We start from the raw sequence: 18,919 nt of genomic DNA, 5'->3' as shown, positions 1-18,919 counted from the left end.
GTACGGTCCCAGCGCCTCCGGTGTCACCGGGGAGGTCGCGCACCGTCACCCGATCGGCGCGTACAGTACCCCCAGCTTGTCGATCTCGTCGCCGGAGCGCCCCGTGAACCCGGCGATCTGCCAACCCGACGGCGCCGTGAAGGTCTTCGCGTCCGCCGTCGCCGTACCGGAGGACAGCGTGCGACCCCGGTCGGTCGTGAAGGCCGCCGAGAAGATCCTGGTACGGCCGTCCTTCCGGCCCTGCGTCAGCCTCACTCCCGTGAGGTGCTCGCCGGAGGCGAGGGTCAGGGACGTCGCGGTGCCGCCCGTGCCGCCGTGAGTGAGGGTCCTGCCGCCGTCGTGGGCCAGGGCGACCGCGTCCAGTCGGGAGCCGCCGCGCAGGGTCAGGGTGCGGGGCGCGGGCGTGGCCGGCAGGTCGTCGGCGTCGTTGAAGGCCGTGCCGTGCGGGCCGCCGAAGAAGTCGCTCGCCCTCAGGGACGGGTCGAGGGTGTAGGAGAAGCCGACCGTGTGCGGGAAGTGGTCGGAGAGGTGCTCGCCGTCCGCGCGGAGGAACTTCGCCCAGTCGTTGCCGTAGCGGGTCGCGTTCAGGGACAGCAGCTCGCTGCCGCGGTAGAGGACCTTGTCCACGACTTCGCAGTCGTCGGTGGGGGCCGTGGCGTCGCACAGCAGCGCCTCGCTGCCCGCCGCCGGGGGAGTGCCGCCCCTGACCAGCCGCACCCAGGCGTCGGTCAGGCCGTTCTCGGCGACCAGGGTGCGGATGTTGTCGCCGGTGCGCGTGTAGCGGGTGTTGGTGTCGCCCATGACGATCACCGCGTTGCCGGCCGAATTGGCCTGGATGAAGTCCGAGAGCTGCTCGACGTTGGCGCGGCGGGCGGCGAGCGCGGCGTCGTCGGAGTCCGCGTTGGTGTGGACGTTGTACAGGTCCACGAACACGCCCTCGGCGAGGCGCACCCGGGCCAGTGTGAAGCCCTTCGGGGTCAGGCAGTTGGTGCCGGTGCAGTCGTTCCACCGCACCCGCTGGAAGTCCTCGAAGGGGTGGTCGGAGAGGGTGTTGAGGCCGTCGCCGAAGGCCGCGCCGCCGCTGGTCGCCGTGCGGTGCGGGTGGGTGTCGTTGGCGTACAGCGAGGCGTGGTAGTTGAAGTCCTCCTGCACGTTGACGATGTCGTACGGGGCCAGCCGCTGTCCGATGAGAGGGGTGTTCGTCTCGGGGTCGCTGTCGCCGAGGCCGAGGGGAAGGCCGGCGATGTTGTACGTCAGGACGTCGAAGGACCCGGAGGCGGCGGCCGTCGCGGCTGTCGCGGGGGTGGCTGCGGTGGCGGTGAGGCCGGTGAGGGCCAGCGCGGCCGCGGTGAGCGTACCGATCAGTCTTCTCATGGTGGGGATGTCTCCGGTCGGTGACGAAGAAGATGAACTTGAAGTCGAGCGTTGAAGTTGAGCGTTGTTCAGGTTCGATGTCAACAAGGCTGACGTACAAGGGTCGTTGAGGAAACTGTGAGAGGCGGGGCGTTCCGCCGTGTCGGTGGCACCCGGCGGTCATGCCTCGCTCGTTCAACGTTCATGTTTCGCCTTGATCCTCCACAGGCGGCGCAACAGCGCCGCAGAAGGCAGCCGCCGGAAGCCGGCGGCATCCCAGGAGGCGTTCATGGGACACGGGCACACGCACGGCCACGGCCATCACCACCACCACGGACACGACCACGACCACTCGCACGACGCGGCGGCCGCGCTGCCGGCGGCCTTCGACCCCGCCGTGCCCGACGAGGCCCTCACCCCCGAGCAGCAGTCGCGCCGCACCCTGCTGCGCCGGGCCGGTCTGCTCGGCGCGGGTCTGGCCGCCGCGAGCGTCGTCACCCCGGCCGCCGCCGCTCCCGGGTCCGCCGCCTCCTCGGCCCCGGCCTCCGGCGGCCGCCGGTCGAACGGCTTCCTGTGGCTGTCCGGTGACCACCACATCCACACCCAGTACAGCAGCGACGGCAAGTACCGCGTCGTCGACCAGGTCCGCCAGGGCGCCAAGCACGGCATGGACTGGCTGGTCATCACCGACCACGGCAGCACCACCCACGCCAAGATCGGTGTCGACAAGGTCAACCCGGACATCAGGGCGGCACGCGCGGCCTACGAGGACACCCTCGTCTTCCAGGGCCTGGAGTGGAACATCCCGGGCGCCGAGCACGGCACCGTCTTCGTACACCCCGGCAACAACGAGGTCTCCGTCCTCAAGCAGTTCGAGACCGACTACGACGGCAGCGTCAAGAGCGCCTCCGACTCGACGCCCGCCAACGAGGCTCTCGCCGTCGCCGGCCTGAACTTCCTGGCCGAGCAGGTCCAGCGCCGCAAGGTCAAGGACGCGCTGATGCTCGCCAACCACCCGGCGCGGCGCGGCGTCGACTCCCCGCACGAGATACGCAACTGGCGTGACGCGGGCCGCGGCCGCCAGATCGCCATCGGCTTCGAGGGCGCCCCCGGCCACCAGGCCGCCGGCCTGCCCGCACCGATGGGCCCGGGCCGCGCCCGCGGCATCTACGACAACAACCCCAGCGCCAACTCCTTCGCCGGCTACCCGCTGGAGAGCTACCGCACCTGGGGCGGCTTCGACTGGATGACCGCGACCGTCGGCGGACTGTGGGACAGCCTCCTCGCCGAGGGCAAGCCGTGGTGGATCACCGCCAACTCCGACTCCCACCAGGTGTACGCCGACACCGCGGCGCGCGGCGGCGGCAACTTCGACGCCAACGGACGCTACGACGACCCGGTCTACAACGGCCGGATCGACATCACCCAGGGCGACTACTGGCCCGGCCAGTACAGCCGTACGCACGTCGGCTCCGACCGCTTCTCCTACGCCGCCGTCATGGAGGGCATCCGAGCGGGCCGCATCTGGGTCGACCACGGCGGGCTGATCGGCGCCCTCGACGTCCGGGTGAGCGGCGGCCACCGCTGGGCCACGCTCGGCGGCGCCCTGCACGTCCGCAAGGGCACCGACGTCAGGCTGACCGTCGACGTGGCGATGGCCGGCGGCCCCAACTGGGCGGGCTTCGTGCCCAAGCTGGCCCGTGTCGACGTCATCCAGGGCGACGTCACCGGCCCGGTCGCCGACAAGGACACGTTCACCGCGCCGACGGCGAGGGTGGTCAAGTCCTACGAGGTGAACAAGTCCTCCGGCACGCTCCGTCTCACCTACGACCTCGGCAGGGTCGACCGGCCCGTCTACGTCCGCGTGCGCGGCACCGACGGCAACCGTGGCGCCGTCGGCGCGATGGGCGCCGCCGTTGACCCGGCCGGCCCCGCCATCGACGTCGTCGGTGACGCCGACCCGTGGCGCGACCTGTGGTTCTACTCCAACCCGGTGTGGGTCCTGCCCTCGTGACGCCGTACGTCCTGACGGTGGACGCCGATGTCAGGGACCTCCGCGCGGCCGACCGCCTGCTCCACACGCTGGCGGCCGAACTCGCCCTTCCCGAGGGCGTGTTCGGCTGCACCCACCTGGTGCGGGGAGAGCGTCCGCGGGTGGCGCTCTCCCTCGCCCTGCCGTCCGAGCCGCTCCTGCGTACCGCCCAGGAGCGGCTCACGGCCGGGGGCCGCGAGGTGTCACCGGGCGCGCCCGACGCGGTCGGCCGCGCGGTCCTCTACCCCGGCGTCTCGACCCTGACCGGCACCCTGACCGTCGCGGACGTCCTGTCCCGCTCGGCCATCGACCGCGTCACGGTGCTCGGTACCCCGGGCGCCCCCGCCCCCGACACCCCCCTGGTGACGAGGGAACACGTCCGCCCGCAGTGGCAGCACGACGAACTCGTGCTGACCGCCATGCCGGCGATCGGCGGCACCCTGGTCCCCTTCGAGGTCCCGGACCCCACGCCCTGCTGCGCCGACCACTGAGAGGAATCACCGCAACGCCGGTCCCCGACCTGAGAGTTGACTCTCACGTTGTCTGAGAGAACACTCTCATGTCATGGATTCCGGCAATCGCTTCGGCGACATCGAGATCACCGACCCGAAAGCCATGCGGGCCCTCGCGCATCCGGTACGCCTCGCCGTTCTCGAACGCCTCCAGCGCGAAGGCCCCGCCACGGCCTCCCAGCTCTCCCCGCACGTAGGGGCCACCCCCTCCGTCACGAGCTGGCATCTGCGGCATCTGGCGGGCTTCGGGCTGGTCAGGGACGCCGCCGAAGGCGGCAGCGATCGTCGCGAGCGGCGCTGGGAGGCGGTGGCGCGCGGCTTCCGGTTCCAGGTGCCTCGGGACGCGGAGGGCACCGCGGCCGCGCGGGCCCTGGGGCGGGAGATGTTCGCCCGGGCCGGCGAACTGACCGAGCGGTGGACCACCGACACCGAGCCCCGGCTGGAACCGGCCTGGCGCAGGGCCGTGAAGCTGGGCAACACCCGGATCGTCGTGACGGCGGACGAACTCGCCGCCATCGAGGACGCGATGGAGGCCGTACTCGCCCCGTACGTGATGCGTGCGGCCGCCGAGCGGCCGGCGCACACTCGCGGCGTACGTCTCCTGCGGTACGCCCTGCCGGAAGCGGCGGAGGACTCCGCCGACGGGACGGAGACATGAGGCTCGTGTCGTCCGCATCCCTGTGGCGGGACGGCAGGTTCACGCGCAGCTGGGCGGGCAGCGCCGTCTCACAGTTCGGCGACCGGATCTCCGAGCTCGCGCTGCCCCTGATCGCCGCCGGTGTGCTCGACGCCTCGGCCGACCAGGTGGCCTGGCTGACGGCACTGGTCTGGACGCCGAACCTGCTCGCCCTCGTACTGGGCGCCTGGGTCGAACGCAGGCCGCACAAGCGGCGGTTGCTGATCGCTACGGATCTCGTACGCGCGGGCGTGCTGCTCACTGTGCCGATCGCCCACGTGCTGGACGCCCTGACGCTGGGGCATCTGTACGTGGTCGCCTTGCTCACCGGACTGGCGAGCGTGGCGGCCGGCTGCGCGTGGGCGCCCTTCTTCGCGACGCTGGTGCCGCGCTCGGTGTACGTCGAGGCGAACAGCAAGTTCGGGGCCGCCCGTTCGGCGTCCTTCGTCGCCGGGCCGGCGCTCGGCGGAGGGCTCGTACAGACACTGACCGCACCGGTCGCCGTCGCCGCCGACGCGGTCTCGTTCGTCGTGTCCGCGCTGCTCCTGCGCTCTGTCGCGCTCGACGAGCCACCCCCGGCCACCGCCGCTCGCAACGCGCTCGTACGGGACGCGCGCGAGGGCGCGGCACACATCGTCCGCGATCCGATACTGCGGGCGAGCCTCGCCTGCACGACGACCGTCAACTTCTTCACGTTCATCTCCAGCACCGGACTCGTGGTGCTGTTCGCCGACCGGGTCCTCGCTCTCTCCCCGGCGGCCATCGGCCTCACGATGGGCATCGGCGCGAGCGGCTCCCTCGTCGGCGCGCTGGCGGCCCCCCGGCTGGCCCGGCGCATCGGCGTGGGCCGCGGTATCGCCGTCGGCGCCGTGCTGTTCCCGGCGCCCATCGCCCTCGCCGCCGCCGCGGACGGACCCGCCTGGGCGCGGGCCGGGACACTGGGGACCGCCTATTTCCTCATCGGCCTCGGCGTCATGCTCTTCGACGTCAACCTCAACTCCCTGCAGACCGCCGTGATCCCGGACGCGCTCCGCAGCCGCGTGGCCGGCGCCTACAGCACCGTCAACTACGGAGTGCGCCCGCTCGGAGCGGTCGTCGGCGGTGTGCTCGCCACCACCGTCGGCCTGCGCACGACCCTCGTCGTCGCAGCCGTCGGAGGGACCCTGTCCCTGCTGTGGCTGCTGCCCTCGCCGATACCGGGCATCCGCGCCCTGGACGGCGATCTGCCCACCGCGCCCGCCGAACCACCCGGTCACGCCACGGAATTGAGGCTGCCCGACCAACCCGGGTAGGTGCTCCTGGGACGCCTCGGCGCACGTGGAGTTGCCGGAGTTTCGTGGAGTGTCCGTGATTCGGGTCGGCTGGGGCGGATGACGTACGAGTCGGTGCGCGGCGATGGATCCGACAGCCGGGCGTCTTCCGAACCGGAGGAAGAGTCCGGCCGCCCACTGCGGCGGCACCGCGACTTCGCGACCTTCTGGGTCGCGCAGACTCTCTGCCTTCTCGGGGACTCCTTCGCGCTGATCGCTCTGCCGTTGCCGGTGCTCCAGGCGACCGGTTCGATCGCGCGGATGGGGCTGCTCACGGCGGTCGGTGGGGCCGCCTCGGTGGTCGCGGCGGTGTTCGCGGGGGCCGTCGTGGACCGGGTCGACCCGCGGCCGCCCCGATCGGCGCGGCCGTCCTCACCCGGGCCGCGGAACACCAGGGCACGACCCCGGTGAGCCTGGTCGCGGGCGCGTGCTGCGTGCTGATCGCGGGCGCCGCCCTGTTCACACCGATCCGGCGCTCGGGCCGCCGGACCTGACCCGGCCGCCACAGCGCTTCGGCAACACGGGGGTGCCCGTCGCAGTGCATTGGCCCTTGGCAGCGGCCTCTTCCACTTCGGCATGCGTGCGCCTGTTGGGACCGGCCCGATCCGGCGTACTTTCCCTGGGCCTGAGCGGGCCGGGTTGTAGACGCCGAACGTCCGGGTCGCCTCCGTTTGGACGACCGCGTCGACGGCGGCCTGGGCCTCGACACCTGCACGACGGATGCCGGGGACGCGCGGATCAGCTGCCCGTAGGCACCCGCCCGCACCGGCCGGCAATCCCTCGGGGTTGCCGGCCGGCCGCTGAAAGAACGTGGGTCACCGGGCGGGTGCGAAGACGAACGAGAACTTCGCCGGCTCGGCCTTCAGGAAGTACTGCGGCAGCGGGCCCGGACCGCAGGACTGCGAGCCGATGCCGTGCTGGCCGTGGTCGAGGTTGACCCACACCGTGTCGCCCGGCACCAGATCGGTGAGGTGCCGCGCGGCGTCCAGCTGCTCGCTGGTCCAGGGCCGCGCACTGAACCAGAACTCCGGCTCACCCTCGATCCGCAGCCCGCCGAGCTCCGCCCAGCGGACGTCGGACCGGGCGCCGTTCTCCTGCGGGCGGACGTACGGCGTCTGGAGTTCCTCGATGCTCGCGTCCCACAGCAGGAGCTTCGCCGCGGCCCTGGTGTCCGGATACGCCTCGCCCCCGCTGCCGAACCACGTCGCGGACCCGGTGACCGCCGCCGGCAGCCCGAGCCGCACCCCGAGCCGGGGCAGCGGTACCTTCCAGTCGCCCTCGGGAGTGACCGACACGGTCAGGCGCAGCCGTTCGCCGTCGGACGTCCACCGGTACACGGTGCGCAACGCCACGTCGCGGGCGGCGGGCGCCACCCGGGTCCGGACGGTCAGCGAGTCGGCCTCCGTCTCCACGCCGTCGAGGCGGTGCCGCATCCGGTGCAGGCCCAGCTGCCGCCACAGCACGCCCCAGCGGGCGTCGTCCTGCCAGGACGCGCCCTCGTCGTTGTCGGTGGGGGCACGCCACACGTCCAGGCGCGGACCGGTGACGTCCACCCCGCCGACGGACCGCAGGGCGCCGGTGCGGGCGTCGAAGGCGCCCGGGCCGAGCACGATCAGGTCGCCGTCGGCCCTGGGGCCGGCACCGGTGGCCGTGGCCAGGGGAGCACGTGGCGCGACCGTCCGCTGCGCCCACGCCACCTCGTGGCCCCGGCCCGCCCAGGGGCTGTCGGCCGCGAGCAGCGCCCGGACCGTCCAGCCGACCTCGGCCCCGCCGCCGTCGGGAGCGGCCGCCGGCAGCTTGACCTCCGCCGACTCACCCGGCGCGAGCGGCGGCACGGGCAGCGTGTGCGCACCCGTGGACTCCCCGTCCACCTGGTAGGAGAACTCGAACTCCAGGTGCGAGAGGTCGGCGAAGTCGTACGCGTTCGTCACCCGTACGGCACCGTCGGCACCCTCGATCCGCACCGGCTCGATGACCTTCTTGTACTCGACGAGCCCGGGGGAGGGCCGCCGGTCCGGGAAGAGCAGCCCGTCGCAGACGAAGTTGCCGTCGTGCAGCTCCTCCCCGAAGTCGCCGCCGTAGGCGAAGCCCAGCCCCGGGTGGCGGACGCCGTGGTCGATCCACTCCCAGATGAAGCCGCCCTGGAGCCGGTCGTGGCGCTCGAAGACCCGCTGGTAGTCCGCGATACCGCCGGGGCCGTTGCCCATCGCGTGCCCGTACTCGCACTGGATGAAGGGCAGTTCGCGCCGCTTGCCGGTACCGCCGTCCAGGTGCTGCCCGATCCGCTCGACCTCGGCGTGGGAGGCGTACATCCGCGAGTACACATCGGTGTCGCGGCAGTTCCAGTCGCCCTCGTAGTGCACCAGGCGGGAGGCGTCCCGGCCGTGGATCCACTCGGCCATCGCGGTGAGCCCGCGCCCGGTGCCGGCCTCGTTGCCCAGCGACCAGAAGACGATCGACGGGTGGTTCTTGTCGCGCTCGACCATCCGTGCGGCGCGGTCCAGGAGGGCCGGGGTCCAGCGGTCGTCGTCGACGGGATTGTCGCGCCAGCCCTGCTCGGTGAAGCCGTGGGTCTCCAGGTCGCACTCGTCGATGACCCACAGGCCGTACTCGTCGCAGAGGTCGAGGAAGGCCGGGTGCGGCGGGTAGTGCGAGGTGCGTACCGCGTTGAGGTTGTGCCGCTTCATCAGCAGCACGTCCTCGCGCATGGTCTCCAGGTCCAGCGCGCGGCCCTTCTCGGGGTGCCACTCGTGCCGGTTGACGCCCTTGAACAGGACCGCCCTGCCGTTGACCTTGATCAGGCCGTCCGCCAGGGCGACCGTGCGGAAGCCGATGCGCAGCGGCACCCGCTCGCCCGCGGTGACCAGCTCGCCGTCGTACAGCTTCGGCGTCTCCGCCGACCACGGCTCGACCGCGACGGTGACCGGTTCACCGGTCGCGACATCGATGTCGAGGGCGGGCACGGACACCCGTCCGTCGACGTCGGAGTCGACGCGCAGGGTGCCCTCGCCCGTGGTGTGGTCGTAGGAGGCGTGCACGAAGAAGTCGCCGGCCGCGCCCACCGGGCGGTGCAGCAGGGTGACGTCACGGAAGATGCCGGGCAGCCACCACTGGTCCTGGTCCTCCAGGTAGGAGCCCGCCGACCACTGGTGCACGCGGACGGCGAGCACGTTCCCGGCCGGCTTCAGCAGCGCGCCGACCGTGAACTCGTGGGGCAGGCGGGAGCCCTTGAACTCGCCGAGCTCGGTGCCGTTCAGCCAGATGCGGGCGCAGGACTCGACGCCGTCGAAGCGCAGCACGGCGTCGCCGTCGCCGAGGGCGGGCCAGTCGTCCGGCAGGTCGAAGACCCGCAGGTGGTCGCCGGTCGGGTTCTCCGTCGGGACGTGCGGCGGGTCCACCGGGAAGGGGTAGAGGTGGTTGGTGTAGATCGGCGCACCGAACGCGCCGTCGCCCTGGAGGACCCAGTGGCCGGGGACCGTGACCTCGGCCCAGTCCCCGGCGTCGTAGCCCTCCGCGGCGAAGGAGCCGCCCTCGGCGTCGGCGGTCGCCGACAGCCTGAAGCGCCAGTCGCCGTTCAGGGACAGGGACTTCGCGTCCGAGACGGCGTACCAGGCGCGGGGCGCCAGGGCTCCGGCGCCGGGTGCGACGTCCTCTACGTAGTCGACCGTTCGGGTGGTGCGGAAAGACATCGGACTCCAGGTCTCGGGAAGGGAACGTCAACCCTTGATGCCGGTCTGTGCGATCCCCTGCACCAGCCAGCGCTGGAGGAAGAGGAACACGAACACCAGGGGCAGGATGGAAACAGCCGTGGCCATGAAGATCGTGTGGAAGACGACGGTCTGGTTGGTCATATAGCTGGAGAGCGCGACCTGGACGGTCCATGAACTGGGATCCTGGCCGATGACCAGCGGCCACAGGAAGGCGTTCCAGCCATTGATGAAGGTGATGGTCGCCATCGCGGCGAAGAAGTTCAGCGAGTTCGGCACCACGACGCGCCAGTACGCACCCCAGTAGCCCAGTCCGTCCATGCGCGCCGCCTCCTCCAGCTCCTTGGGGAACCCCAAGAAGTACTGCCGGAACAGGAAGCAGGTGAAACCACTGAACAGGCCCGGAATGATCAGGCCCCGGTAGGTGTCCACCCAGCCGAGCGAGGAGACCAGCACGAAGCTGGGGACGAAGGTGACCGCGGTCGGGACCATCAGGGTCCCCAGGACGGCGTAGAAGACCTTGTTGGCGTGCTGGTAGGGGATGCGCGCCAGACCGTACCCCGCGAGGGAGCACACCAGCAGGACGCCGGCGGTGTGCAGGGTGGCCACGACCGCCGAGTTCCACAGGGACTGGGTGAAGGGGACCGTCTCGTCCGTGAAGAGTTCGCCGATGTTGCCCCACTGGATGTCCGTGGGGAAGAACTTCCAGTTCTCTCCGGTGATCGCGGCATCGGTGGAGAGGGCGTTGCGGACGATGATGTAGAACGGGACCAGGAAGAGGAAGGCGGCGACGCCGGTGGCGATGTACAGCCCGGTGGAACCCATCACGCCGCCACCGCGCCGGACGCGTCGGGGCCTGTCCGACGACGGTGCCGGCTTCCGCACCTCGGGCATGGTGGTGGTCACTTGGACTCGTCCCCCCTTCCGAAGCCCATGAGCTTGCCCTGGAGCAGGGTCACGGCACAGATCAGCACGGTCAGAATGAGTGCTCCCGCGCTGCCGGCGCCGTAGTCCTGGCTCTCGCCCAGGGCCTTGTAGTACAGCTCGACGAGTGGCGGGCGCCCCCAGGTGGTCTTCGACAGCAGGTTGTAGAACTCGTCGAAGGCCTGGTAGGCGGCGATCAGCAGCAGCAGGATCACTGCCGTGGATGTGGCGCGCAGCTGGGGCAGGGTGATGTACCGGAAGGTCTGCCAGCCCGGCTTGGCGCCGTCGATGGCGGCGGCCTCGTACAGCTCGTCCGGGATGTTCTGCAGCGCCGCGATGAACAGGATCATGAAGAAGCCGGACTGCAGCCACAGCCGGGCCGTCACGATGACCAGCCAGTACCAAGGCGGGTTGGGGTCGGACAGCCAGGCGATGTTCTCGATCCCGAACCAGCCGAGCACGGTGTTCATCAGACCGAAGCGGACACCGCTGAAGATGGACATCTTCCAGATCAGAGAGGCGGCGACATAGCTGACGGCGGTGGGCAGGAAGAACACCGAACGGAAGAAGGCCCGCATGAAGCGCAGCCGGTTCACCAGCAAGGCCAGGCTCAGTGAGAGCGCCCAGGTGGTGGGAACGATGAACGCGGCGAAGACGGTGAAGGTGCCGAGCGAGCCGACGAAGTCGTCGTTCGTCAGCATGTACGTGTAGTTGTCGAAGCCGATGAACTTGTCAGGCGTGACGGTGAAACGCGCCTCGAAGAAGCTGAGCCACAGGCTCCAGAGGATCGGCGCGTAGACGAAGATCGCCAGACCGATCAGGAACGGCCCGGTGAAGAGCCAGAAGGCGTAGGTGGGGCTGCCCCGCAGCCCCCGCCGCGGCTTGGCCCCAGAGGCCTTCGCCGGGGCGGGGCGCGCGAGGTCGCGCGTGGTCGTCGGCATGTCGTGGTCCGTCCCGCGGCCTATCCGAACAGCTTCTTGAGCTCGCGGTTGACGGTGGCGTCGGCCCTGTCGAGAGCCTTCTCCGGGTCCATGTCCTTGCGGACACAGTTGGCAAAGACGTCCTCGATGGCGGTGCGCATGGCCTGAGTCCAGCTGATGTTGTCGAAGTGTCCGAACTCGTTGAAGAGCCTGACGCCCTCGGCGGCGTTGCCCGACTTGAGCTTGGTGGCCTTCTCGGCGATCGAGGTGCGCGGCGGGATGTGGAAGCCGTAGGAGGTGGCCCAGTCCTCCTGGTACTCCTTCTGGTCGATCCACAGCCACTTGACGTATTCCTTGGCCGCGTCGACGTTCTTGCCCTTCGCGTTGACGAACATCGACCAGCCGCCGTTGTACACCGACTGCTTGCCGGAGTCCGTGACCTTCGGGAAGGGGAAGACACCCCAGTCGTCGCCGAGTGCGTCCTGGATCTGCGGCATCGCCCACATGCCGCAGAACTGGATGGCGCACAGGCCCTGGTTGAACGAGGAGGGGTCCCAGGATTCGGTCGGAGCGCCGAGGAGAAGGTCGCCGCTGGTGAACAGCTTGCGCATCTGCTTCAGGCCCTCGATGACGCCGTCCGTGTGGTAGGCGATCTCGTTCTTCTCGTCGAGGTGCTGGGCGCCGGCCGACCAGATCAACGTGTCGTTGACGCTGTGCAGGTCGTTGCCCAGGTACAGGCCCTTGACCTTGCCGGTGGTGAGCTTGGCCGCGGCCTCCATCAGCTCGTCCAGCGTGGTGGGCACCTCGACCTGGGCCTTCTCCAGCATCGACTTGCGGTAGAAGAAGAACTGCGGGTCGTCGATCATGCGGACGCCGTATGTCTTCCCGTCGACCGTGTGCGACGTGATGTCGGCCGGATTGAAGTCGTCCTTGACCGGGTCGATGATGTCGCTCAGGTCAGCCACCTGACCGCTCTTCACCATCTGGATCTGCGGGTGGAACTCGAAGACGTCCGGTGCGTTGTCGGTGAGCAGGGCCGAGAAGAGCTTGCTCTCGAAGTCCGCGCTGGTGATCCACTGCGTGGTCACGTCGGCGTCCTTGTACGCCTTCGCGTACCGCTTGACGGCCTGCTCGGTGCCCGCCTCGCCGTACGCGTGGAACATCTGCACGAGGCTGTCGCCGGAGCTGCTCCGGCCGGTATTGCTGCCGCACGCGGCAAGCCCACCTGCCGCGGCCAGGCCCATCGCGGCTCGCAGTACGGTTCGGCGGTCCCAGTTGCTCTTGCTCAGTGCCGACATGCTGACGTCCTTGTCTCGAGTGCGGCTCAGCGCCCGGTGGCTCAAACGGGGTTGCGGTGCGGGACGTTAACCTTCGGCTAAGGCTTCGGCAAGGGGTTGGACGAAGTCTGCGCGAAGCGTTGCGCGGCGTTCGGAATACCGGACGCGAGGGAGTTGCGGGGCACCGCACCAGCGGCCCGCAACTCCCTTGGTGCATAAGGGAGTTACTGCCGGAACCAGGCCTGGTTGGTCCCGCCGTTGCAGCTGTACACGCCTACTTCGCTGCCGTCGGCCGTCGCCTGCCCGCCGACGTCGAGGCACTTGCCCGAAGCCTCGTTGACGATCTGCCCGTTCGAGTTCAGCAGCCACCGCTGCCCGGCGTCACCGGTGAAGCCGGCCGAGGTCGCGAGCCCCGAACTCCCCGCCGTGAGATAGCCGTTGGGACCCCTCAGCGCACCCCGGCGGTCGTACGACCACCCCTGCTCGGCCCCGCCTGTGCACGCGCCGATCACCGCCCCCGAGGAGTCGGCCGTCAGGCACTTGCCCGACTGCACGCCCTGCCAGGCACCGGTGATCGCCGAGGAGGCGCCGTGGGGCTTCTGGTCGAGGACGTACGTCGTGATGGAGCGGGCCGGCAGCGCCGCGGACACCGTGCCGCCCTTCACCGGGGGCCGCGCGACATTCGCCCAGTTCTCGTCGGCCGACGTGCGGACCGCCTTGGTCGCCCGCAGCGGCGACCTGCTGTTGAAGTGCAGGTCCAGGTCGGTGCCGGTGGTGTTGTGGTTGTTGACCACGACGACCCACTTGCCGTTCCGGTCGTAGGCGGAGGCCTCCACACCGTCCGGAAGGCCGGTCACGTTGTGCATGACCGAGCCCGGCTTCACGAACTTGCTGTACTGGCCGAGCGCGTAGTACCGCTTGGTGAAGTACAGCGTCTGGTTGCCGTTCCTCGCGTAGTCCGGGTCGTAGTAGATCAGGCCGTCGTTCCAGCCCTGGTCGTTCCTGGCGAGCGGGTCGGAGCCGATCATCTCCGACAGGGCGACCCACCAGTGGAACGCCGAGTCGTGCGCGGTCGCGAAGTCCTTGTAGATGATCCGGGACAGGTTCAGACCGCCGTCGATCGTGGGGTCGTACTCCTGGGCCCAGCCCGTGCCGCCCTTGCCGAAGCAGCAGATCTCCGTCGACCAGGACGTCCTGCCCACCGACTTCGACGTCTCGTACACCTTCGCGCGGTTGGCGTCGGAGGGGTTGTCGTAGGTGTGGTGGGCCAGCTTGTCGATGTACTGCGCGGTGCCCGGCTCGTTGATCCAGCGTGGTACCTCGTCGTTGAACTTCACCGTGCTGGTGGACTCGTCGGCGATGATGCCGGTCCGCTGTCCCCGCGCCCGCTGTTCGGCGCCGAGCGCCCGCACGATGTCGTCGCGCTGCGGGACGTCGACGAGCATGCCCTCCTGGCCGCAGGAGTCGAAGCTGTTCGTCGGCTCGTTGAAGGGGCTGATGTAGTCGAGCCGCACGCCCTGCTGCGCGAAGTGACCGGTGACGTCGGCGACGTACTTCGCGAAGTCCTGCTCGTTCTCGGCCTTCAGATGTCCGCCGCAGCTCTTGCCGTTGGTCTTCCACTCGGCGGGCGCGCTGTTGACGAAGCCGATCAGATCCTCGACGCCGTACTTCGCGGCGGCGTACAGGAACGTACGGCCCGCCTTGTCCTTGCTCCAGTCGTACGTGCCGTCGGCGTCCCGGAAGTCCTCGGGGGCGCGCGGCGCGTAGGTCACGCCCGTGCCGCCACCGCCGATGTTGTAGCGGTAGGCGCTCAGGTCCAGGCCGTCGGGCGCGAACAGCAGCCTGGCGACCCGGGCCTGGACCTTCGGGTCGAAGTTCTTCAGGTCGTTGACCCACCAGGCGCCGGAGGCACCGATGTTGTCGATGGCCTGCGCGGCGTGCGGGGAGACCTCGGCCGCCGGAGCGGCGGCGGCGCCCGCGGGCGGGGCGGATATCAGGGGGCCCGTGACGGCCAGCGCCGCGGCGGCCGTCAGCAGAACCGATCTGCGGGGGTGGGGGTTGAAGCGGGGGAGAGTCATGTGCATCCCTTCCGTCGTCACGAAGGTGGTGCGGTACGGCTCCTTGCGGGGGTGGCGCGTTGTGCGGCAGTCCTCTGGCCCACGGTCTGCAGCGCCCCTTCGAGCGCGAACGTCGCCGCGCCCAGGCACACCGGGTCGGTGGGGATGGCGGAGAGGACGATCTCGGTGGCGGCCAGCGGCCGCCGCAGCGCGTGCCGGGCGACGGACTCGCGCACCTCGTGCAGCAGCGGTTCACCGAGCGCGGCGGCGACCCAGCTGCTCAGCACGACGACTTCGGGGTTGAACAGGTTCACCAGATCGGCGATCCCGGCGCCCAGATAGCGGGCCGTGTCCCGGACCACCTTCAGCGCCACCGGATCGTGCGCCGCGACCCCGCGGGCCAGCGCGTCGATCGTCGCCGTCTGGTCGTCCGGGTGCAGCAGCGCGCTCTCGGCGGCCAGCTCCCGCAGGTTCACCATGATTCCGGGCGCGCCGACATACGTCTCGACACAGCCGTGGTTGCCGCAGTGGCACAGCCGCCCGTCCAGCACGAGCGTCGTGTGCCCCCACTCGCCGGCGCTGTTGCTCACGCCCCGGTGCAGCCCGCCGCCGAGCAGGAGGCCCGCGCCCACGCCGGTGCCGAGGTTGACCACCACGGCGTCGCCGCGACCGCGTGCCGCCCCGAACCACAGCTCGGCCACCGCACTCGCGCGCAGCGGGTTGTCCATGTACAGCGGGTAGGCGATGTGCTCGGCGAGCAGTTCGAGCAACGGCACGTCGTGCCAGTCCCAGTTGGGCGCGTACTCGGCGACACCGGTGTCCCGGTCCACCTGCCCCGGCACGCTCACCCCGACGCCGAGCACCCGGGCGCCCTCCACCCCGGCCTGCGCGACCACCGAGCCGACGGCGGCGGCGACATGGCCGACGACCTGCTCGGGGCGGCTCTCGCCGGGGCGCATGTCCTCGTCGGCGCGGGCCAGGACGTTCAGCGCGAGATCGAACAGCTCGACCCGGACGTACGTCTCCGCGATGTCGACGCCGATCAGCGCGCCGCCGGAGGCGTTGACCGCGACGAGCCCGCGGGGCCGGCCGCCGGCCGAGTCCTCGAACCCGACCTCCGTGATCATCCTCAGGTCGAGCAGCTCGCCCACCAGCGTGGCGACCGTGGCGAGACTGAGTCCGGTGGCGGCCGCCAGCTCCTGCCGGGAGGTGGGTGACGCGGCGATGATCTGGCGCAGCACCTCGTAGCGGTTCGCCGTGCGGATGTCGCGTGATGTGCGCTTCACCGGGTGCCCCCGTCCCTTCGCTCCGGCCGGGTCGTCGTCGGCACCGGCGCGGCGCAAGGCTATGGTGTGCGGCGGACTTTCGACAAGGGGTTAGGAAAGGGGCTGTAGAAAGTCTTTCCGCTGGAAGCACCAGGTGTGGGGGGCTGGCGGGTATCAGCCGGCCGTCAGGCGCCGAGGATATCCCGCACGAACGCGTTGGCGAACTTCCCCTCCGGGTCCAGCTCCCGCGCCAGCGCCCGGAAGTCGGCCAGCCTCGGATAGCGCGCCCGCACGACGTCCGCCGGCAGCGCGAACACCTTCCCCCAGTGCGGCCGGGGCTCGAAGCCGGCCAGCGCCTCCTCCAGCCGCCGCACCACCGGCAGTACGGCCGCCGTGTCCTCGACCCACGTGAAGTGCAGCGCCACCGTGTCCCGCCCGTAGGCCGGGCTGAGCCACTGCTCGTCGGCCGCGACCAGGCGCACCTCGCAGGTCTGCAGCACGGGGGCGACCGTCGCCCGGATCGCGTCGATCGCGCGCAGCGCGGCCGGGGCGTGCTCGCGCGGCAGCAGATACTCCGACTGGATCTCCGCCCCGCTGCTCGGCGTGAAGTCCGCCCGGAAGTGCGGCAGTCGCTCGTGCCACGGCCCCGGCACCCCGAACTGCTCCGTGCAGTTGACCGCCGGCATCCCCGGCACCGGGTGCAGCTTCTCGGTGGCGGGCGCGGCCCAGGGGAAGTCCGGCAGCGGCTGGTCGGTGCGCCGCTTGAGCCACACCTGCCGGAAGCCGGGCGCGGCCCAGTCGGTGAACATGCTCACGCTGTACGCCGACGACATCACCGTCTCGAAGGCCGCCATGTCCAGCCCGTCCAGCGGCAGTTCGGTGAACAGGTGCTGCTCGACCTCGAAGGACGGCTCCAGGTCCAGGGTCAGCGCCGTGACGACACCGAGGGCGCCCAGCGAGGTGACGGCGCCGCCGAACCGCCGGTCCTCGCGGCCGACGGTCACCACCGCCCCGTCGGCCGTGACCAGCTCCACCTCCCGCACCGACGTGGCCAGCGAGCCGTTGCCGATCCCCGAGCCGTGGGTGCCGGTGGCGACCGAGCCGGCCACCGAGATGTGCGGCAGGGACGCCATGTTGGGCAGCGCGAGGCCGTGCGCGTACACCGTGCGGGCGAGTTCGGCGTACCGCACACTGCCCGAGACCCGCACCGTGCGGGCCGCCCGGTCGACGTCGATCGCCGGAGGCAGATCGGCGATGGACAGCAGCACGCCCTCGGGGCCCGGTTCGGCGATCTCGTTGAAGGAGTGCCCGCTGCCCAGCACCCGCACCCGGGCGCTCCCCGCGACCAGCGAGCCGATCGCGGCGACCGAGTACGGCCGGTGCAGCTCCTTGGCGGTGTAGGTGATGTTGCCCGCCCAGTTGGTGATCGTCTCCGTCATGCCCGCCGTCCTCCAGGTGAGTGCCTGCGCGTTGACCCTCTCATCCGCGGCTGCCTACCGTAGAGACCGTTTTCCATCGTCACCACACCCGCCCCGCACAGCCGTCCCGTCCCGCCCCGCACAGCCGTCCCGTCCCGCCCCACCTCGCCGAGCCGGAGGCCCCGTCCTTGACCGAGCGGCCGCACGCCCTGTTCGCCATGTCCGCCGAGAACGTGCCGCTGGTCTTCCCGCCGGGGGTGCTGGCGCGCCTGCGGGAGTCGGTGGACATCGACCCCGGCCCGGTGGCCGAGGACTTCACCGACCCGCGCCTCGCGGACTCCCTCGCCCGCACCGAGATCCTGGTCACCGGCTGGGGCTGCCCCCGCCTGGAGGCGGCCGTCCTCGACGCCGCCCCGAAGCTGCGCGCGGTTCTGCACGCGGCCGGCTCGGTCAAGGGCCTCGCCTCGCCCGAGCTGTGGCGGCGGGGCGTCGTGGTCAGCTCGGCGGCTCTGGCCAACGCCGTGCCGGTCGCCGAGTACACGCTCGCCATGATCCTGCTCGCCGGCAAGGACGTCTTCGCCGCCCGCGACCGGCTCCGCACCGGCCGCGTCTTCCCCGGCTGGGGCCTGGTCCCCGGCATCGGCAACCACGGCCGCCGGGTCGGCGTCATCGGCGCCTCGCGCATCGGCCGCAGGGTGATCGAGCTGCTGCGCCCCTTCGACCTGGTCCCCGCGCTCAGCGACCCCTACGTCGACACGGCGGGCGCCGCCGCCCTCGGTGTGCCCCTGCTGCCGCTGGACGACCTGCTGCGCACGTCGGACGTCGTCACGATCCACGCCCCCGCGACCGCGGAGACCCGCCACCTCGTCGGCGCCCGGGAGCTGGCCCTGATGCCCGACGGGGCGGTCCTGATCAACACCGCGCGCGGCGCCCTGCTCGACCACGAGGCCCTGATCGCCGAACTGCGCACCGGCCGGCTCTCCGCGATCCTCGACGTCACCGACCCCGAGCCCCTGCCCGCCGACTCGCCCCTTTACGACCTGCCGAACGCCGTCGTCACCCCGCACCTCGCGGGCTCCCAGGGCAACGAGGCCGCCCGCCTGGGTCTCGTGGTCACCGAGGAGGCCGAACGGCTGGTGGCGGGCGAGGAGCTCGCGTACCCGGTCGACCCGATGGCGCTGGCGCGGGAGGCGTAGGGCGGCCCCGGCGATCCGGAGGATGCCTGACGCATACACCCAGGAGGGGACCCGATGCGGTCCCGGCTCCGGTGGGGGCATACCGTGAGGAGTCGTACGCCAGAGAGCCTGTGTCATGTCCCCGGCCGGGCGCGCGGCGTCCGGCACGCACGCTCGCCGCGTTGCCGAAACGCCCGCGTGGCGCCGCCACGAGGGCGCTCCGGCGCCTTGCGATCGCACGCACCGGACGCCGCGCGCTGATCCGACCGGGAACATGACACAGGCTCCGAGCC

At 71.0% G+C, this 18,919-nt stretch carries 13 protein-coding genes and 1 pseudogene; 6 read left to right on the top strand and 8 right to left on the bottom strand.

The features are described from left to right. Positions 1–45 precede the first annotated feature (45 nt). Positions 46–1,374, bottom strand: a complete 1,329-nt coding sequence (locus AC3ETA_RS10600; RefSeq protein ID WP_432192576.1) for a jacalin-like lectin — start codon at positions 1,372–1,374, stop codon at positions 46–48. Between the two features lie 268 nt (positions 1,375–1,642). Here AC3ETA_RS10600 and AC3ETA_RS10595 point away from each other — a divergent pair, with 268 nt between their 5' ends. The 5 genes and pseudogenes from AC3ETA_RS10595 to AC3ETA_RS10575 all read left to right on the top strand — a co-directional run. Beyond that, positions 1,643–3,367, top strand: a complete 1,725-nt coding sequence (locus tag AC3ETA_RS10595; protein WP_432192575.1) for a PHP domain-containing protein — start codon at positions 1,643–1,645, stop codon at positions 3,365–3,367. Beyond that, positions 3,364–3,876 carry a hypothetical protein gene (locus AC3ETA_RS10590; protein WP_432192574.1) on the top strand — a complete coding sequence of 171 codons (513 nt, stop codon included), beginning with the start codon at positions 3,364–3,366 and terminating at the stop codon, positions 3,874–3,876. Before AC3ETA_RS10595 ends, AC3ETA_RS10590 begins: the two co-directional genes overlap by 4 nt. A 73-nt stretch (positions 3,877–3,949) precedes the next feature. Further along, on the top strand, positions 3,950–4,555 hold the full coding sequence (locus tag AC3ETA_RS10585) for a helix-turn-helix domain-containing protein (RefSeq protein WP_432192573.1): 606 nt from the start codon (positions 3,950–3,952) through the stop codon (positions 4,553–4,555). Then, the gene (locus tag AC3ETA_RS10580) at positions 4,552–5,865 is read left to right on the top strand and encodes an MFS transporter (RefSeq protein ID WP_432192572.1); all 1,314 of its coding nucleotides are present in this window, start codon (positions 4,552–4,554) and stop codon (positions 5,863–5,865) included. The genes AC3ETA_RS10585 and AC3ETA_RS10580 overlap by 4 nt, the downstream gene beginning before the upstream one ends. A gap of 78 nt (positions 5,866–5,943) precedes the next feature. After that, a pseudogene (locus AC3ETA_RS10575) lies at positions 5,944–6,231 on the top strand (MFS transporter); the annotation flags it as partial. Between the two features lie 467 nt (positions 6,232–6,698). Here the strand turns inward: AC3ETA_RS10575 and AC3ETA_RS10570 are convergent. The 7 genes from AC3ETA_RS10570 to AC3ETA_RS10540 all read right to left on the bottom strand — a co-directional run bounded on the left by AC3ETA_RS10570 (position 6,699) and on the right by AC3ETA_RS10540 (position 17,472). After that, complete coding sequence (locus AC3ETA_RS10570; protein WP_432192571.1) at positions 6,699–9,572, bottom strand: glycoside hydrolase family 2 TIM barrel-domain containing protein; 2,874 nt, start codon at positions 9,570–9,572, stop codon at positions 6,699–6,701. 27 nt (positions 9,573–9,599) lie between these two features. Then, on the bottom strand, positions 9,600–10,496 hold the full coding sequence (locus AC3ETA_RS10565) for a carbohydrate ABC transporter permease (RefSeq protein ID WP_432192570.1): 897 nt from the start codon (positions 10,494–10,496) through the stop codon (positions 9,600–9,602). Beyond that, complete coding sequence (locus tag AC3ETA_RS10560; RefSeq protein ID WP_432192569.1) at positions 10,493–11,455, bottom strand: carbohydrate ABC transporter permease; 963 nt, start codon at positions 11,453–11,455, stop codon at positions 10,493–10,495. Before AC3ETA_RS10560 ends, AC3ETA_RS10565 begins: the two co-directional genes overlap by 4 nt. Before the next feature lie 20 nt (positions 11,456–11,475). After that, a complete protein-coding gene (locus tag AC3ETA_RS10555; RefSeq protein ID WP_432192568.1) occupies positions 11,476–12,732 on the bottom strand; it encodes an ABC transporter substrate-binding protein in 1,257 nt (418 codons plus the stop codon). A 203-nt stretch (positions 12,733–12,935) separates the two neighbouring features. Beyond that, positions 12,936–14,789 carry a glycoside hydrolase gene (locus AC3ETA_RS10550; RefSeq protein ID WP_432192567.1) on the bottom strand — a complete coding sequence of 618 codons (1,854 nt, stop codon included), beginning with the start codon at positions 14,787–14,789 and terminating at the stop codon, positions 12,936–12,938. A 17-nt stretch (positions 14,790–14,806) separates the two neighbouring features. Beyond that, positions 14,807–16,054, bottom strand: a complete 1,248-nt coding sequence (locus AC3ETA_RS10545) for an ROK family transcriptional regulator (RefSeq protein WP_432192566.1) — start codon at positions 16,052–16,054, stop codon at positions 14,807–14,809. Positions 16,055–16,218: 164 nt separating this feature from the next. Further along, a complete protein-coding gene (locus tag AC3ETA_RS10540; protein WP_432192565.1) occupies positions 16,219–17,472 on the bottom strand; it encodes a D-arabinono-1,4-lactone oxidase in 1,254 nt (417 codons plus the stop codon). A gap of 167 nt (positions 17,473–17,639) precedes the next feature. Here AC3ETA_RS10540 and AC3ETA_RS10535 point away from each other — a divergent pair, with 167 nt between their 5' ends. After that, positions 17,640–18,647: a hydroxyacid dehydrogenase gene (locus tag AC3ETA_RS10535; RefSeq protein ID WP_432192564.1), complete on the top strand. Its 1,008-nt coding sequence runs from the start codon at positions 17,640–17,642 to the stop codon at positions 18,645–18,647. Positions 18,648–18,919 lie beyond the last annotated feature (272 nt).

The sequence above is a fragment of the Streptomyces sp. bgisy027 genome (assembly GCF_057710365.1).
This window is presented reverse-complemented; position numbering and strand designations above follow the sequence as displayed.

Coding starts and splice junctions, on each gene's coding strand:
- AC3ETA_RS10600 (WP_432192576.1), bottom strand. CDS start 1,374: ATGAGAAGACTGATCGGTACGCTCACCGCGGCCGCGCTGGCCCTCACC.
- AC3ETA_RS10595 (WP_432192575.1), top strand. CDS start 1,643: ATGGGACACGGGCACACGCACGGCCACGGCCATCACCACCACCACGGA.
- AC3ETA_RS10585 (WP_432192573.1), top strand. CDS start 3,950: ATGGATTCCGGCAATCGCTTCGGCGACATCGAGATCACCGACCCGAAA.
- AC3ETA_RS10580 (WP_432192572.1), top strand. CDS start 4,552: ATGAGGCTCGTGTCGTCCGCATCCCTGTGGCGGGACGGCAGGTTCACG.
- AC3ETA_RS10570 (WP_432192571.1), bottom strand. CDS start 9,572: ATGTCTTTCCGCACCACCCGAACGGTCGACTACGTAGAGGACGTCGCA.
- AC3ETA_RS10560 (WP_432192569.1), bottom strand. CDS start 11,455: ATGCCGACGACCACGCGCGACCTCGCGCGCCCCGCCCCGGCGAAGGCC.
- AC3ETA_RS10555 (WP_432192568.1), bottom strand. CDS start 12,732: ATGTCGGCACTGAGCAAGAGCAACTGGGACCGCCGAACCGTACTGCGA.
- AC3ETA_RS10550 (WP_432192567.1), bottom strand. CDS start 14,789: ATGACTCTCCCCCGCTTCAACCCCCACCCCCGCAGATCGGTTCTGCTG.
- AC3ETA_RS10540 (WP_432192565.1), bottom strand. CDS start 17,472: ATGACGGAGACGATCACCAACTGGGCGGGCAACATCACCTACACCGCC.